The following is a 15,305-nucleotide window of genomic DNA, read 5'->3' as shown; positions in this document are numbered from 1 at the left end:
ATGTAAAAATAGTGTTAGTGAAGATATATAATGAAAAGTTTTTGTGTAAAGGCGCCTGCAAAAATCAATCTTTTTTTGCATGTTGTAGACAAAAAAGAAACAGGGTATCACTTGATTGAAGGTTTATTTGTCTTTGCTAATCTCTCTAATTTTTTGGAAATAAAAGTAGGTGAGAAGGATTCTAGATACGATAACTCTACAGTTGAATTTATAAACTCCGAGTCTAAAATAAATAACCAATATAACACTGTAATGAAAGCGGTTAATCTGCTGCTTAGGCATGCTCCTGTACGCACTAAAGTCACTGTAAAGGTTGTAAAAAACATACCAATTGCTGCAGGACTTGGTAGCGGATCCTCAGATGCTGGAGCTGTGGTACGTACGCTAGGGAAGCTGTGGGAGATTGATAGGACGATTTTAAATGAAATAGCCTTAAACGTTGGTGCTGATGTTCCCGCAAGCGTAGATAGCAAGCCAGTTTTTGTTAGAGGTATTGGCGAAGAATTATGCCACATTAAAAAATTCTCTTTACCTACAAATGTGGTGCTTGTGAAACCGAAAAAAAGGTTTTTGAGTACACCAGAGGTATTTTCCAAACATGAAGGAAAATTTTCTGAGCCAATTAAATGGAGCGATGACGCTGAAAAGGATTTGTTGAAGCTTCTTAAAGAGACGAGAAACGATCTTCAAGAAATAGCAATAAGCTTTGTACCTGAAATTAAGGATGTGATATCAACACTTGAGTCACAAGAAGGCTCTATACTTTCTCGCATGTCAGGCAGTGGTGTATCATGTTTTGGAATATTCGATAGTGAGGAAAATGCAAAAGCTGCTGCAGTTAATATCGGAAAAAAGCAACCAGAATGGTGGGTATGTGACACTCAATTAATAGTTTGACTTATGCCCTTAATTTCCGAGAATAAAAATCTTATAAATGGTTACAGGGAAGGAAAATTTTTGGTAAACAATCAAGAATATTATGGCTCAATTATAATTTTTCCTGAAAAGGTGATAAAATTGAAAGAAAGTGATATAAACAGCAAGGAGTATTTTGAATCTTTTTTAACAGAGGAAATAGAAATTTTGTTAATAGGTACTGGTAAAACACGCAATATACCAAGTTCTTCAGTGAAGTCCTATCTTATGGAACAAAAAGGTTTAAATTTTGAATTTATGACAACAGGTTCTGCATGCAGAACCCATAACGTTTTAATATCCGAAGATAGATTTGTTGTCAGTTATCTAATAGCCATATAGCATGTTTGAAATGTTTACCCAGGACTTTTTCATCAATAGTCTAGTTGCAGTAGTTGTAATTAGCCTAGTAACAGGCGCTTTAGGATCGTTTATGATATGGCAAAGGTTATCTTATCTTGGTGATAGTTTGTCCCATTCTTCGTTGCTTGGTGTTGCACTTGCTTTAATCTTTAAGATTAGCCCATCGCTTAGCATAATGCTCATTGCAATTACATTTGCTATACTACTTTCTCTTAATTTTAACAGATTATATTCTGCTGATACGATATTGAACATTGTTACCAATGTAGTTTTATCATCGAGTTTAATACTTATGTCTTTTCTTCCATCTGGCAATAATAGTATTATTAGCTCACTGTTTGGTGATATATTAACGCTCGATCAAAGTGATATAGTATTGATTTTTTTAACCTCTGCAGTAGTTACTTTGATATTAATATTTAGATGGCGTTATTGGTTAATGATTTCAATTAATCAAGATTTAGCAGTAGTTGAAAAAATTAATGTTACCTTTGTTAGACTAGAATTTTTAATCACTCTTGCTATATTTATAGCAATTGCTGCCCAACTAATAGGAATATTACTCATTGCTGCATTTTTGCTAATACCAGCAGCATCTGCAAGGCTCATTTCGAAAACTCCAATGCAGATGATTATTGTTGCAACAGTTTTTTCTGTGATCTCTGGGATATCAGGTCTCATGTTATCTGCAAGTTTTGATTTGTTAACTGGACCTGCAATTATACTTGTTGCAGCGGTATATTTAATTATCGCTTATTTTATAAGGCTAGTATTAAGCAGGTTGGCTTAATTTTGATCTCGAATGTTAATAATTTTGTAATATACTCATTATAAAACATCACTATCTTAGCACAAAATAGTTTTTGCTATACTATTATTTATATGCTAATGATAAGTTGTTAATTTTATGGAGTAAGCAATATGAGCGAAGAAGGATTTTTTTCCAAATATATATCTCAACCTGTGAAAAAATTTTATAATTATATTACAGGAAAAACAGAAGAGTCAGATGATGTAGCAGGTGATGTGCATAATATTGCACAAGGAGACTCAGAGTCTTTGGATACTCATGTACAGTCAAATGAGAATGATATCATATAGATAGCATGAGGGTCACACCATCCAAAGTTAAAAAATTCCTAGAGAAACCTGATGCTTTACGTGGTGTGTTAATTCATGGAAGTGATAACAGTAGGGTTGATTTTTATGTACAAGAAATAATTGCTAATTTGGGTGAGTATTCAGTTCAGGTGATGGGTTTTGCAATAGTGAATAAGTCACCCAGTTTACTGTTTTCTGAATTGGCAAACGTTTCGATGTTTACCAGCAAAAAATTAATTAAGCTGATAAATGTGAGTGGAGGTATATCCAAGGAGTTAAAAAATGTATTGGATTATAACGCAAGTGGTCATTATGTAATGATGGTAGCAAATGATCTTCCATATAATTCTGCGACTAAAAGTTATATGGAGAGTTCAAAAATTTTTGGTGTGATTGCTTGCTATAAAGACAGCAACAGCAATCTTTATGATATTATATCAAGTTACTTAAAACAAAATGATATAAAATGCACAAATGAGATAATCTACCATTTGCAATCTTACTTTAATCATAGCAAGCTGCCTATATGTTCAGAACTTGAGAAGTTAGTTTTGTACTTAGGGGAGAGAAAAGACCTAAAACTTACTGATATAGAATTATGCTTTTCAACTTCCGGCAACGACTATGCTACACTTGATGATCTATGCTCTGCCATAGCAAGTAAAGATATGTCGCGCTTCATTAGAATTTCTGATGCATTGATATCGCAAGAAAATTTTTCACCGATAGCGCTAATTCGCATTATATCAAATTATTTCCTACGCCTTGAAAACGTTTTGCTGTCAGTGCAAGGTGGAATGAGTGAGCAGGCTGCGATTGATCAGCTAAGCCCTCCATTGTTTTTTAAACAATTGCAGAGTTTTAAATCTCATTTGAAAAGTTTGCAACTTTCAGAACTTAAGAAGATCTTGGAAAAATTGATAAGCTTAGAAGTTACCTGTAAAAAAACTGATTTAGATCATAAAATGATTTTTCAACATGCACTGACGGGTAGCTGACTACTCGGATCCAGCCTTTCTTATAATTTCATCAAAATGTTGTATTTTAACATAAAATAGCTGCTTTTATGCCTACCAAAATTCATTCTTTAGTGTGTGTCTCACAAGTATTCTTTGCTAATAGGATATTTTCGAATATAATTGAATATAACTAGATAAAAATACAGATATGTTTGACATTTCAAAAATTGTAATAACACCTGAAATGTTAAAATTAGTTGCTGAAATTGATGAATTTAAAGGAACATGGCAATTGTTTGGTAATTTAGCTCCAGAACGTTTACAAATGCTCAAGAAAATTGCAACAATTGAAAGTATTGGTTCTTCTACTCGTATTGAAGGGGCAAGATTATCAGACCGTGAAGTTGAGCAATTACTATCCAAACTTGATACACGCTCATTTCGTTCTCTAGATGAACGAGAAATAGCCGGATATGCGTATGTGTGTGAAGAAGTATTTCAAAACTTTAACAAGATGCCATTTACAGAAAACACTATAAAACAGTTTCACATCTGGCTTTTACAATTTTCATATAAAGATCAAAGGCACATGGGAGAATATAAAAAATTCCCCAATCATGTTGAAGCGTTTGATGAATCTGGAAAAAGCTTGGGCATAGTTTTTGAAACAGCCTCTCCATTTGAGACAGCAACACAAATGCAAGAACTTATTTATTGGACTAGCCAGCAATTAGAGGTGAAATCGTTACACCCTCTATTAATTATTGGCATTTTTATAGTTACTTTTTTAGCTATTCATCCCTTCCAGGATGGAAATGGCAGATTATCACGCATTCTCACAACTTTCTTGTTACTAAAGTTAGGGTATATCTATGTACCTTACAGTTCCCTTGAAAGTAATAAGGAGAGTTACTACTTAGCTTTGCGTCGTACTCAACAATCCTTGAAGACGAGCAGCTATGATTTTAATCCATGGCTTATATTCTTTTTAAGGTCACTACAAAAGCAAAAATTTCATCTTGAACAAAAGGTGTCACATGAAAAAGTGTTAAATCTCTATTTACCACCACTTTCTGCTAAAGTATTAGCACTACTCAGCAAACATGGACGTCTTACAATTAAGGATTTGGAAAATATTACTAAAGCAAACTGCAATACCTTAAAGAAGCACGTATCTAATCTCGTAAAGAGTAATCACATCACTCAGCATGGAAAAGGCAAAGCAACCTGGTATGTAATATAGAGCTCAATAGGATATGTATTCATTTTGAATTGTTAAATTATTCAGCTATAGAATATAGATCACAACTGTACAAACATTGTAGTTTGAGCCCACTAGATCCCAGTGCCTTCTCCTGTCATCCCAGTGCCCAGACACTGGGATCCAGAAAAGTTTGCTTGTAAGCAAGCAAACTAGCATAGAAAAACGTTTTCGATGAGATTGCAGAAAGGCTAGATTCCAGACTGGAATGACATCGTTCACTATGTACCATATTGCAATAGTTGTGGTCAAGGCACTGGGATCTGAAATTGCAGTGTTCGTACAGCTATAGAATATAGATCAGAAGTGACAGAGCTTAAAAAAAGGCCTAACATTCTTAATAAACGTAAAAAGCTTTATGAAAATCAGAGTTGGAGTAATAGGCTGCTTAGGCAGAATGGGCAAAAAAATACTCAATGAATTAATTACAAATACCAAAGTGGAAATAGCAGGTGCTGTTGCCCGTTCAGGCAGTAAGTACATAGATTCAGATATTGGACCAATTATAGCCAATCTAGGAATTAAAGTTACAAGTTCTATTAGTGGCATATTTGAGTCATCTGACGTTGTAATAGATTTTACAACTAAAGAATGTATGTTAGACTGCCTTAAAGCAGCTGTAAAATTTAAAACACCGCTGGTTAGTGGCACAACTGGAATAGAAGGTGTCGATTTGAAAGAATATGCTGCTGAAGTTCCAATATTATGGTCAGCAAATATGAGTGTTGGGGTTAATGTGTTGCTGAAATTGGTAAAAAAAGCTGCTGAGCTTTTAGGTAATGAATATGACGTTGAGATTTGGGAAATGCATCATAACTTAAAAAAGGATTCACCATCTGGAACAGCTATAGAACTTGGCAAAACAATTGCTAACGCTTCAAAAGTGGATTTTCAGTCCAATCAATATTTACATAGTGGTTCAAACATAAGGAAAAAGGGGGGAATAGGTTTTGCAGTATCTCGTGGAGGTGGAGTAATAGGAGATCACAGCGTGATGTTTGTTAATTCTGATGAACGGATAGAACTAAACCACAAAGCAATTGATCGCACAACATTTGCTAGAGGAGCTGTTCAAGCAGCAGTATGGCTATACGAAAATAAAAGAGAAATTCCGGGGCTCTATTCAATGCAGGATGTGATATGAGCAATACACGTGCCTCTGTTAAAGATTTAAATCTCTGGTACGGCTCTAAGCAAGTTTTATTCGATATAAATTTGAATATTTATAAAAGAAAAGTTACTACTTTTATCGGACCATCCGGGTGCGGTAAATCAACATTTTTGCGTTGTTTTAATCGTATGAATGACTATGTACCAGGTTGCAAAACTGTTGGTGAATTAGATATCGATGGGCTGGGTGATATATATTCACGCGATATGGATGTTGTACTACTTAGAGCAAAAGTTGGTATGGTATTTCAAAAGCCAAATCCTTTTCCAAAATCAATATATGATAATGTTGCTTGTGGGCCAAAATTGCATGGTATGGCGAAGGATAAGCAAAAATTGAATGAGATGGTGGAAAATAGTTTAACCAAGGTTGGTTTATGGGAAGAATTGAAGGACAGATTGCAAGATAGCGCACTCAATTTATCCGGTGGCCAACAACAGAGACTATGCATTGCTCGCGCAATTGCAGTGAAGCCAACTATTTTATTAATGGATGAACCGTGCTCCGCTCTTGATCCAATGGCAACCAATGCAATCGAAAATCTTATACAAGAGCTGAAATTAAGATTTACTATAATTATGGTAACTCATTCAATGAAGCAAGCTAAGAAGTTATCTGATAGTGTGATTTTCTTTCATAATGGCAGAATTGTTGAGTCTGGAAGCACTCAAGAAATATTCGAAAATGCTCAATCTCCCTTAACAAAGGAGTATATCCTGGATCATTAAATTTCTGACCTTACCCAGAAAAAGTGGAGAGAAAGAAAGGAGTTTTTTCGGGTAAAATAAAATTTTGGAGGATTAGAAATGGTAAGAGAATATACGGCAGAATTCAAATTGGAAGCTGTTAAGCTGGCAAATGAACAAAGAAAGGTAGGTCAACCAGTTGCAAAAGTAGCAAGAGATCTAGGAATAAGGGATAGTGTATTAGGAAAATGGATGAAGAAATATAACGAAAAAAAGTCAGCGGCAAATGCATTTCCAGATGTAGCACCTTATGACAAAGAGAGGTTTGATTTACAAAGCAAGAGTAACAAGGGAAAGAGACATTTAAAAAAAAGCCCTGGCCAGTCAAAAGGAGTAAAATATTTTTTTATATAGTAACTGCTATAAAGTACAGGAATTATGTAGGATTTTCTGCTAGTGGCTACTATAAGTGGACCACAAGAAAAATAAGCAGTAGAGAATCAGCAAATAAAGAGCTACTCGAAGCTATTCAAAAAATATATCAAGTTTCTAAATGTAGATATGGAGCTCCTAAAATTCATGCTGAATTGAAGGCTTTGGGTAAAAGTTGCAATTTGAAAACGGTGCAAAGTATTATGCAGAAAAATGACATCAGGGCTATACTGAGAAGAAAGTTTAAAATTAAAAAACAACAAACAGATAATAGAGCTGTAGCTCCCAATATACTAGATCAAAACTTTATTGTTGATCAACCAAATAAAGTATGGGATTACTTACATCAAAACCAAGGAGGGATGGCTATATTTGGCAGCAATAATTCTCACGTATGGTAGTTAATGAGTAGTGCAATAAATAAACAATTGGTTATGAACTCTTTATTAATGGCCATTAATAGGCGTAAACCTGTTAAAAATCTACTGCTGCACAGTGACCAAGGTTCACAATATACTGCGCAAGGGTATCAATATCTCTTAGCTGTAAAGAATATAGATGAGTAATAAAGGCTGTTGTTACGACAATTCTGTTGCAGAAAGCTTCTTTAGCTCATTGAAAAGAGAAATACTTATTGATACTTCACAACACTCTGCTCAACAAACTAGAACTGCAATATTTGAATACATAGAAATTTTTTATAACAAACAACGTCACTATTAACTATTGCATTCCAGAACAATTTGATGCATCATTCTTTTTGTAAAAAACATTCCAAACTTTCTCTCCACTTTTTCTGGGTAAGGTCACTTTTCCACTGATCATATTTAATCGCCATAACTTTACTCCTACTTTAACAATATTTTAATTATCATATATTATGGCAAGAAAGTCAACCCTACCTAATTTTGCTTAGTAAGCACACTAACTATGAAACAATCTATATTACCATCAAAAACAGAATTTATATTGCCCACTTCATGTCCGGTTCTTAAATCCTTCACCATTTGATATGGATGCATAACGTACGATCTGATCTGATTACCCCAGCCTATATCGCATTTTTTACCATACTCTTCAGCCATTTTCTGTTCTTTTTTTTCCAGTTCAATTTGGTATAAACGTCCTTTAAGTAATTTTAACGCCTCATCTTTATTTCTATGTTGAGAACGACCATTTTGGCATTGAACTACAACACCAGTTGGAATATGCGTAATGCGTACTGCACTTTCAGTTTTGTTCACATGCTGACCGCCTGCTCCAGAAGCTCGGTAGGTGTCGATCTTTAGATCCTTTTCATCCACAGCAATATCAATTGAATCTTCGATCACTGGAGTTACTCCTACACTTGCAAAACTGGTATGACGTTTACCATTTGCATCAAATGGCGATATTCTAACCAGCCTGTGAATTCCACTTTCACTTTTTGCCCACCCATAAGCTTTTTCTCCAACGATTTTTATCATTGCAGACTTTATACCAACTGACTCTCCTTCTAATTTTTCTACAACTTCAACTTTAAAGTTGTGATAAATTTCTGCCCACCTTATATACATGCGCATCAGCATTTCAGCCCAATCATTGCTCTCGGTTCCGCCAGCTCCTGAGTGGATTTCTAAAAAGCAGTTATTATTATCTGCTTCACCAGTAAATAAGGACTCTGTTTCTTTATACTTGATTAATTTCTCTAGCTTAGCTAATTCATTTTCAACTTCAGAGAAAAATTCTTCATCATTTTCATCAATAGCAGACTTCATTAAGCTGATGGCATCGTTGTAATCGCTTTCCAGCTTTAAAAACGACTCTACGTCATTCTTAATTTTAGAACGTTCTTTTAAAACTTCTTGTGCTTTTTGGTTATCTTGCCATAGGTCATCATTCGACGCTTGGGAGTCAAGCTCTTCAAGACGCAACTTTAATTTTTCTATGTCAAAGACACCTCCTGATAAGAGAAATACTTTTATTTAAGCTTTGAAAGTGTTCAAGAATTTCTGGATAAGTTTTCATTATACTTTAGATTTTAATATATTTACTATCAATAACAATAACAGTAAACAAAATAGAAATTTAACCATATGATAGTTAATTTAAATAATTTCATTATACTTTAATGTTTAAGGAAATCAAGCGCGTATATTTATTAAAAAACAAGGTAAAGTAATGAATATTGAAATAAGTTCCCATTATGGTTTAGACAAAAAGGCTATTGATGACTTAATAGAGTCACTTGATAACGAGGAGCTAGAGAATGTTCGTAATATTGTAAAAACGATAGACAGTGTTCAGTTAGCTTATTTTTTATCTACTTCGATCAGTGATCACAGGGAGAAATTAGTTAATATCCTCGATCAACATTTGTTAAGTGATGCCCTAGTGCATGTAGTGCCAGATTTACAAATAGAGATCATAGAAACATTGGGAATAGAAAATACAGCAAAGTTACTAATGCTCCTTGATGTAGAAGATATAGTAACCATAGTGAAAGATTTAGATAGAAAGTCTGTAGAAAATATACTTTACTATTTGCCCAGCAAAACTCAGAAATCGGTAGAGGAGTTGCTATCATATCCAGAAGAAAGTGCAGGAAGGTTAATACATAAAGATATGGTTATAGCTCCATATTATTGGACAATAAATCAACTGACAGAATTTGTGTGCAACTATAAAAAAATACCAGAAAAATTTCACCAGATATTCATTATCAACTCAAAATTAGAGCCTATAGGCAGTGTTAATTTAAATAAGGTAATATCTCACTCAGGAGACACAATAATAAAAGAGATAATGGATCATGACATAAAAATCATTAAAACTGGAATAGACCAAGAGGAAGTAGCAAGAATATTTAAAGATTACTCTCTATTATCGGCTCCGGTAGTAAATAAGAATGGTAAAATTATTGGTGTGATCTTAATTGAAGATGTGATAAAAGTTGTTCAACAAGAAACAGAAGAGGATGTACTCAAAATAAGCGGTGTATCTTCTAAAGCCGATATAAATGCCCCTATACATAAAACTATAATTAAAAGGCTACCTTGGTTACTGTTTAACCTCTTAGCTGCAACAATGTGTTCCATAGTAGTTGGCTTTTTCGATGATGTAATAAAAAGTTTTATAGTGCTGCCAATAATCATGCCGATAATTGCATCAATGAGCGGAAATGCAGGATCCCAAACAGTAACGCTAACCATCCGGGCAATCGCAACAAAATATCTAACTGAGCAAAATGCAAAAAGAATACTGATGAAAGAATTTTTAATAGGTCTTATAAACGGGGTGATCTTATCTACTATTTCATTAGTAGTGTTAGCAATAAGGTTTCACAACTTCAAAGTGGAGATGATTTTTGTGGTCTCCATGATTATGATGTCAATTATTGCAACGTTCATCGGAACTTTCATTCCTATAATGCTTCACCGTTTAAAGTCTGACCCTGCAGTTTCTTCTTCAATCCTAACATCGGCAACAACTGATATTCTCTCAGCTTTTATATTTCTTGGTTTAGCTACGATCTTTTTATTAAATAGCTAATACTATCTATAGCTATACCGCCGCGAACCGTCATGCCGCGATTCATTCGCGGTATCTCTTAGCATAGATCCCGCTAACAAGTAGCGGGATGACGAGAAAGGGGCTACTTGGATGACATTCTTCCTGGTGTGCCCAAATCACAATGTTCGTACATCTGTGGATTTATTCGCGGTATAGATTCCGCTAACGAGTAGCGGAATGACGGTTTTTCAAATTGTCGTAAGTCAGTTTAGCTATAATATCAAATTTTACCAACTATTTCTTTCTATTAAATAAGAATAAATTGCCTATACAAAAATAGATTGGCAATATTTCAAGTCTGCCAAGCAGCATTAAAAACGATAGAAATAATTTTACTTCATTACTGAAAGAGGAATAATTACCCGAAGGACCTATTAAATTACTAAATCCCGGGCCAGAGTTTGTAAGCGTTGCAGAGACTGAACTGATGCTAGTTATAAAGTCTGCATTGCTTAAGTAAGACATCACTATTGATGAAATGGTAAACGTTAACATGAAAATTGCAAAAAATATAAAGACAGAGTGAACTTCATCATTCTCCAGGGTTTTTCCATTGAATTTTACTCCATTGTCTGCATCAGGGTTTAATAAAAGGTAAAAGTAATTTCTTATAGACCTTAAAAGAACAATCAAGCGGAAGATTTTGACACCACCACTTGAAGAACCACTACATCCACCAACAAAGGTGAGAAAAAAAGCTAAGACTGAAATGAAACTCCAATCTATATGATTACAGATTGCATAACCAGTTGACGTAATCAAGGAAGTGATGGTAAATGTGCTGCATCTAAATGATAATGACACTCCTAAATCAACATTTTTATACAACCAAAAACAAGCAAATAAAGATGAGATAGTAGCTATCTTAACAAAGTAAGAGACTTGCTCATCATAGCAAATGTCTAATCGTCTTATAATTTTTAAATAGCTAAGAAAAGGCAGAGAACCCAAAATCATAAAAATGATCGTTATGACTTCTAACATAGGGTTATTGTAGTGCCCTATAGAATCATTATAGTTAGCAAATCCGCCAGTTGATACAGCGGACATTCCGTGACATATTGCATCAAACAGTGGCATACCAGCTAGATAATAGGAAGATATACATAACAAAATTAGGCCATAATATATTGCCGTAACATGAATTACTACGCTTCGCGTATTCGGCAACTTCCTTTTGGTAGCATCTGAATATTCAGAATAAAGTAAATTATTTAGGCTGAGAACCTTAAACATGGAAAAAACTGCAATTCCTAAAGTGATTACACCAAAACCCCCCATGCCATGTAGCATTGCTCTCCATAGCAGTATTCCTGGAGATTGTTTTTCAATATCATTAAATATAGTTGCTCCTGTGGTTGTGATGCCAGATATCGTTTCAAACAATGCATCAACATAGCTCAGATTATCAAAATAGAAAGGAATAGCTGCAAACAGAGACAAGGCAATCCAGGTGCAACTAGTAATCGCAAAAATTGCTGGCATTCCATGCAATCTACTTAATTTACCGAGTAAAATAAAAATTGCGCCAGATGTGCAGGTAATTATGAATCCAGCGAGGAAATTTTTCCATTCGTAGCTGAGATACTTATTGGTAATAGCAGGAATAAGCATTGCTAAGCTAAACAGCAATAGGAATATTCCCACAATAAATACAATTGAACGCAAATTTTGTAAACGTTGATGATTTTTCATAGAGTTACTTCCTCGCTATACAAAGCCATAAAAGCTACTCTAACGTCAAGCATTTTGTTGGCCTTTATTAACAGTTATTAACAATATACTTGATTTACTTGTAAATATGTGTGATAATTAAATTTTTATTAGAGGTAAGATATGGTTGAATTAACTGATGCACAAGAAGAAATTCTAGGTTCATTAAGACAGGCAGTCAGGAATGACAATTTTCAAGAAGTCCAGAACGTACTCGACAATAAGGAACATAAGGAACATAAGGATATACAAGCAGTTTTGAGCCACGAGGGGACTCTGACTAGTGACAAAGGTACCATTTTAAATGATGTTATTGACTGTTCTAATGCTAGCGTTAGCACTAAAGTAGGGATCATTGAACTAATTTGGCAGAAAGCTAATAAAGAAACTCGTGATTTTTTGTGTTGTCGTGCAATAGATAGTTTTCAAGGATTTGGCCTTTATAACATACCTGCTCTTAAAACAGTTATTCAAGAAATGGAAGAGTGCAAGATGGGAATTCTTGATATGGCACTAAGACATGCAATAAAAAGCCTTGATGTTAATCAAGTTAAAGCAGCATTAGAGAATTGTGGTGAAAATGCAGCAAGGGTTTTAGAGCGATGTGTATATTGGGATGATGGAAGCGTAGATGCCCTTTTAGTTTATCCTCTGCTGGTTAACTATGATAGAGAATTGAACCAAGAAGATGTGAAAAAGATAAAAGAAAGCTTTAAATTAATGTTTGATGCTGCTTCTCCAGGGCTCCTTGGGTTCGAGCCCAATGGAAATAACTATGTAATGGATAAACTTACATGTGCACAAAAACGTTTTGCTAAAATACCTGGAGTAGGTGAGCAATGCTTTCAAGATTTGATTCAAGAATTTGAGGAAAAACTTAGTAAAAATGAACTAGATAATGCCAAGATTAATGATCAGATAGCATGGGATAAAGAGTATGCGACTCGATTTTCACAAGAAATCAATCAGGATCCGTCTGAGAATGATGATCTTAACTTTATAGATGACACTGATCTAGATCAAAACACCGTAAACTCTGCACCAACTGCAGACAACAAAACCCCAGAAAAAAACGATACAAACTTCTGGAGTGAACACAAAGGGAAGATCGCTCTGGGCGTTGTTGGACTATGCGTAGTTGGTGCTATTGCAGCCTATGTGCTGGCATATCCTGTAGTTGCATTAGTTTTAGAAGTTTTAGCAGTTTCAGCATTGGCTGTACTAGCTTATATTGGAGGAGTTTGTGAGAAATCAGAAAGCCCAAATACGAAAAGCTCGGACCCGGTTGTTTCTGGGGTGTTGCAACAACGCAGAACTGTCTAATTAGTAATCCATTGTCATCCCAGCGCGCCGCGCTGGGTCTGACTACGCTAGAACAAAGAATATAAAAGAAACGTTGCCGTCACGTTATATCATAAACCTTTGCTGAAGCTTTCTTTATATCTTCACTTGAAAGTGGAATTAGACCAAGCCTAGATAGGTACCCATCTTCAATGCCGATCGAATCTATAATTTCTTTTATGAATTCTCTTAATCCATCAACAGTATCCAGGTGTTCTTTCTTTATATAAAGGTATAGAGGTCTTGCTAATATATATTTTCCCGATGATATATTTTCGTAAGTTGGCTCAATTCCTGCAATTGTGCTCCCTTGTATTTTATCTTGATTTCTCATTAAAAAGCTAAAACTAAATATCCCTAAGGCGTTCTTGTTACTTTTCAATTTTTGTATTATTATGTTTTCATTAATTCCAACTTCTATATACCTTCCGTCATCCCTTATATTACCACATGCTTGCTTTCTTTCTTCCTGATCTTTATAATTCTCTTTGAAAATTCTCGAGTTCATGCATGAATATTGATCAAGCATAATAGAATTAACCAAAGTTTCGTATGTGCCTGTATTTTGATGTGGACCATAAATTTCAATTTCTGTTTTTGGTAAGGCTTGATTTACATCAGACCAAAACTTCTTATTATTTTTTACTAATTTATCATTTTCTTGAGAATATGCAGATAAAGTTTCAAATAAGTCCTTCTTTGTGAAATCAAATCTATGGCTTTGATTTGAATTTGCAATGACAATTCCATCATAGCCAATGATGATCTCTATCACTTCATTAATTTTATTTCTTTTACATAGTTCTCTTTCTACTTCCTTCATAGGGCGAGATGAAGTGGTGATGTCTGGCGTGTCTTCCCCTATTCCTGAGCAAAACATTTTGAACCCTGATCCACTTCCTATTGATTCCACAACTGGAGTCTTAAAGGAGAATACACGGTTGAACTCTTCGGCTATAAACGAGATAAAAGGAAAAACAGTTGAAGATCCAACAATTCTGATGTATTTCCTGGCATCAGCATTTGATAGCGGCGTGAATAATACGAATACAAAAATCAGGAGAAAGTTTCTAAGCATTATTTTTAGTTAAGAACATAAATCTAATTATTATAACAAAAATCAAACTGAAAAGCTTTAATTGCATGACAAAAGCTACAGTTTACATTTAAATTTTATTTTATATTATTGTAAGTATTACACAACTTTAAGGGGCAATTATGGCAGTTATGCCAGATAAATGGATAAGAGAAAAAGCTGAAAATTTTGGAATGATAGAGCCTTTTGTGAATCACAAAAGCAGCAAAGGTGTTATATCTTTCGGACTATCATCTTATGGTTACGATGCAAGAGTGGATAATAAATTTAAAATTTTTACTAACGTTAATTCAGCTATCGTGGACCCTAAAAATTTTTCTGAGAATAGTTTTATAGATAAGGAAACAGATGTATGCATAATTCCACCAAATAGTTTCGTACTTGCAAGTACAGTGGAATATTTTCGTATACCAAGGAATGTACTGGTCATTTGTGTTGGTAAATCAACTTACGCAAGGTGTGGAATTATAGTAAACGTTACTCCCTTAGAACCTGGATGGGAAGGTCATGTCACACTCGAATTCTCAAACACCACTCCACTTCCTGCGAAAATTTACGCTAATGAAGGCGCATGCCAATTCGTATTTTTAAGCGGCGAAAGTGAATGCGAGAAATCATATGATGATATGAAAGGAAAATATATGAATCAGCATGGTATCACTTTGCCGCTGGTGAAGTGATTGCCATGAGAGTGGTAATTTTTCACTTCCGTACT

The 15,305-nt window shown here is 34.6% G+C and carries 18 protein-coding genes; 15 read left to right on the top strand and 3 right to left on the bottom strand.

The window, feature by feature from the left end; all coding sequences use genetic code 11:
- Positions 1 to 30 precede the first annotated feature (30 nt).
- The 12 genes from AAGD66_RS01660 (at position 31) to AAGD66_RS01605 (ending at position 7,611) form a co-directional block, all read left to right on the top strand.
- Positions 31 to 897, top strand: coding sequence for a 4-(cytidine 5'-diphospho)-2-C-methyl-D-erythritol kinase (locus tag AAGD66_RS01660; protein ID WP_006280386.1), 867 nt, complete (start codon positions 31 to 33; stop codon positions 895 to 897).
- 3 nt (positions 898 to 900) lie between these two features.
- Complete coding sequence (locus tag AAGD66_RS01655) at positions 901 to 1,257, top strand: Mth938-like domain-containing protein (protein ID WP_285534872.1); 357 nt, start codon at positions 901 to 903, stop codon at positions 1,255 to 1,257.
- 1 nt (position 1,258) lies between these two features.
- Complete coding sequence (locus AAGD66_RS01650) at positions 1,259 to 2,068, top strand: metal ABC transporter permease (protein WP_049973644.1); 810 nt, start codon at positions 1,259 to 1,261, stop codon at positions 2,066 to 2,068.
- 131 nt (positions 2,069 to 2,199) lie between these two features.
- Positions 2,200 to 2,379: a hypothetical protein gene (locus tag AAGD66_RS01645; protein WP_010082539.1), complete on the top strand. Its 180-nt coding sequence runs from the start codon at positions 2,200 to 2,202 to the stop codon at positions 2,377 to 2,379.
- A 5-nt stretch (positions 2,380 to 2,384) separates the two neighbouring features.
- Positions 2,385 to 3,377 (top strand): DNA polymerase III subunit delta, encoded by a 993-nt coding sequence (gene holA, locus AAGD66_RS01640; protein WP_264724133.1) that lies wholly within the window; start codon positions 2,385 to 2,387, stop codon positions 3,375 to 3,377.
- Between the two features lie 169 nt (positions 3,378 to 3,546).
- Entirely contained in the window at positions 3,547 to 4,581 is a 1,035-nt protein-coding gene (locus AAGD66_RS01635; RefSeq protein WP_341814498.1) for a Fic family protein, read from the top strand.
- A gap of 376 nt (positions 4,582 to 4,957) precedes the next feature.
- On the top strand, positions 4,958 to 5,743 hold the full coding sequence (gene dapB / locus AAGD66_RS01630) for a 4-hydroxy-tetrahydrodipicolinate reductase (RefSeq protein ID WP_010962542.1): 786 nt from the start codon (positions 4,958 to 4,960) through the stop codon (positions 5,741 to 5,743).
- Positions 5,740 to 6,498: a phosphate ABC transporter ATP-binding protein PstB gene (gene pstB / locus AAGD66_RS01625; protein ID WP_006280935.1), complete on the top strand. Its 759-nt coding sequence runs from the start codon at positions 5,740 to 5,742 to the stop codon at positions 6,496 to 6,498. The genes dapB and pstB overlap by 4 nt, the downstream gene beginning before the upstream one ends.
- 78 nt (positions 6,499 to 6,576) lie before the next feature.
- The gene (locus tag AAGD66_RS01620; protein ID WP_264723898.1) at positions 6,577 to 6,870 is read left to right on the top strand and encodes a transposase; all 294 of its coding nucleotides are present in this window, start codon (positions 6,577 to 6,579) and stop codon (positions 6,868 to 6,870) included.
- Complete coding sequence (locus tag AAGD66_RS01615) at positions 6,855 to 7,289, top strand: IS3 family transposase (RefSeq protein WP_144078574.1); 435 nt, start codon at positions 6,855 to 6,857, stop codon at positions 7,287 to 7,289. The genes AAGD66_RS01620 and AAGD66_RS01615 overlap by 16 nt, the downstream gene beginning before the upstream one ends.
- A gap of 3 nt (positions 7,290 to 7,292) precedes the next feature.
- Complete coding sequence (locus AAGD66_RS01610; protein WP_010082071.1) at positions 7,293 to 7,454, top strand: DDE-type integrase/transposase/recombinase; 162 nt, start codon at positions 7,293 to 7,295, stop codon at positions 7,452 to 7,454.
- Positions 7,447 to 7,611 (top strand): IS3 family transposase, encoded by a 165-nt coding sequence (locus AAGD66_RS01605; protein WP_010082072.1) that lies wholly within the window; start codon positions 7,447 to 7,449, stop codon positions 7,609 to 7,611. The genes AAGD66_RS01610 and AAGD66_RS01605 overlap by 8 nt, the downstream gene beginning before the upstream one ends.
- Positions 7,612 to 7,790: 179 nt before the next feature.
- Here the strand turns inward: AAGD66_RS01605 and prfB are convergent.
- A protein-coding gene (prfB, locus tag AAGD66_RS01600) for a peptide chain release factor 2 (protein WP_141456981.1) occupies positions 7,791 to 8,895 on the bottom strand; the annotation gives its coding sequence in 2 pieces (ribosomal slippage) (positions 7,791 to 8,819 and positions 8,821 to 8,895; 1,104 coding nt in all).
- Between the two features lie 153 nt (positions 8,896 to 9,048).
- Between prfB and mgtE the strand changes: the two genes are divergently transcribed.
- Positions 9,049 to 10,419, top strand: coding sequence for a magnesium transporter (mgtE, locus tag AAGD66_RS01595; protein WP_006280192.1), 1,371 nt, complete (start codon positions 9,049 to 9,051; stop codon positions 10,417 to 10,419).
- A gap of 255 nt (positions 10,420 to 10,674) precedes the next feature.
- Here mgtE and AAGD66_RS01590 read toward each other — a convergent pair whose 3' ends face one another.
- Entirely contained in the window at positions 10,675 to 12,135 is a 1,461-nt protein-coding gene (locus AAGD66_RS01590; protein WP_264724100.1) for a TrkH family potassium uptake protein, read from the bottom strand.
- Positions 12,136 to 12,276: 141 nt separating this feature from the next.
- Here AAGD66_RS01590 and AAGD66_RS01585 point away from each other — a divergent pair, with 141 nt between their 5' ends.
- Positions 12,277 to 13,476 (top strand): hypothetical protein, encoded by a 1,200-nt coding sequence (locus AAGD66_RS01585; RefSeq protein ID WP_265024656.1) that lies wholly within the window; start codon positions 12,277 to 12,279, stop codon positions 13,474 to 13,476.
- 79 nt (positions 13,477 to 13,555) lie between these two features.
- On the opposite strand, the gene AAGD66_RS01580 is transcribed toward AAGD66_RS01585, so the two are convergent.
- Positions 13,556 to 14,572 (bottom strand): substrate-binding domain-containing protein, encoded by a 1,017-nt coding sequence (locus AAGD66_RS01580; protein WP_264724103.1) that lies wholly within the window; start codon positions 14,570 to 14,572, stop codon positions 13,556 to 13,558.
- Between the two features lie 140 nt (positions 14,573 to 14,712).
- Here AAGD66_RS01580 and dcd point away from each other — a divergent pair, with 140 nt between their 5' ends.
- Complete coding sequence (gene dcd, locus AAGD66_RS01575; RefSeq protein WP_006280485.1) at positions 14,713 to 15,270, top strand: dCTP deaminase; 558 nt, start codon at positions 14,713 to 14,715, stop codon at positions 15,268 to 15,270.
- Positions 15,271 to 15,305: the final 35 nt, after the last annotated feature.

The sequence above is a fragment of the Wolbachia endosymbiont (group A) of Dendrolimus pini genome, assembly GCF_964026835.1.
GTDB classification, from domain to species: domain Bacteria; phylum Pseudomonadota; class Alphaproteobacteria; order Rickettsiales; family Anaplasmataceae; genus Wolbachia; species Wolbachia pipientis.
This window is presented reverse-complemented; position numbering and strand designations above follow the sequence as displayed.

Excerpts from the sequence above, each read along its gene's own strand:
- AAGD66_RS01660 (WP_006280386.1), top strand. The coding sequence starts at position 31 with ATGAAAAGTTTTTGTGTAAAGGCGCCTGCAAAAATCAATCTTTTTTTG.
- AAGD66_RS01655 (WP_285534872.1), top strand. The coding sequence starts at position 901 with ATGCCCTTAATTTCCGAGAATAAAAATCTTATAAATGGTTACAGGGAA.
- AAGD66_RS01650 (WP_049973644.1), top strand. The coding sequence starts at position 1,259 with ATGTTTGAAATGTTTACCCAGGACTTTTTCATCAATAGTCTAGTTGCA.
- AAGD66_RS01645 (WP_010082539.1), top strand. The coding sequence starts at position 2,200 with ATGAGCGAAGAAGGATTTTTTTCCAAATATATATCTCAACCTGTGAAA.
- holA (WP_264724133.1), top strand. The coding sequence starts at position 2,385 with ATGAGGGTCACACCATCCAAAGTTAAAAAATTCCTAGAGAAACCTGAT.
- AAGD66_RS01635 (WP_341814498.1), top strand. The coding sequence starts at position 3,547 with ATGTTTGACATTTCAAAAATTGTAATAACACCTGAAATGTTAAAATTA.
- dapB (WP_010962542.1), top strand. The coding sequence starts at position 4,958 with ATGAAAATCAGAGTTGGAGTAATAGGCTGCTTAGGCAGAATGGGCAAA.
- pstB (WP_006280935.1), top strand. The coding sequence starts at position 5,740 with ATGAGCAATACACGTGCCTCTGTTAAAGATTTAAATCTCTGGTACGGC.
- AAGD66_RS01620 (WP_264723898.1), top strand. The coding sequence starts at position 6,577 with ATGGTAAGAGAATATACGGCAGAATTCAAATTGGAAGCTGTTAAGCTG.
- AAGD66_RS01610 (WP_010082071.1), top strand. The coding sequence starts at position 7,293 with ATGAGTAGTGCAATAAATAAACAATTGGTTATGAACTCTTTATTAATG.
- AAGD66_RS01605 (WP_010082072.1), top strand. The coding sequence starts at position 7,447 with ATGAGTAATAAAGGCTGTTGTTACGACAATTCTGTTGCAGAAAGCTTC.
- mgtE (WP_006280192.1), top strand. The coding sequence starts at position 9,049 with ATGAATATTGAAATAAGTTCCCATTATGGTTTAGACAAAAAGGCTATT.
- AAGD66_RS01590 (WP_264724100.1), bottom strand. The coding sequence starts at position 12,135 with ATGAAAAATCATCAACGTTTACAAAATTTGCGTTCAATTGTATTTATT.
- AAGD66_RS01585 (WP_265024656.1), top strand. The coding sequence starts at position 12,277 with ATGGTTGAATTAACTGATGCACAAGAAGAAATTCTAGGTTCATTAAGA.
- AAGD66_RS01580 (WP_264724103.1), bottom strand. The coding sequence starts at position 14,572 with ATGCTTAGAAACTTTCTCCTGATTTTTGTATTCGTATTATTCACGCCG.
- dcd (WP_006280485.1), top strand. The coding sequence starts at position 14,713 with ATGGCAGTTATGCCAGATAAATGGATAAGAGAAAAAGCTGAAAATTTT.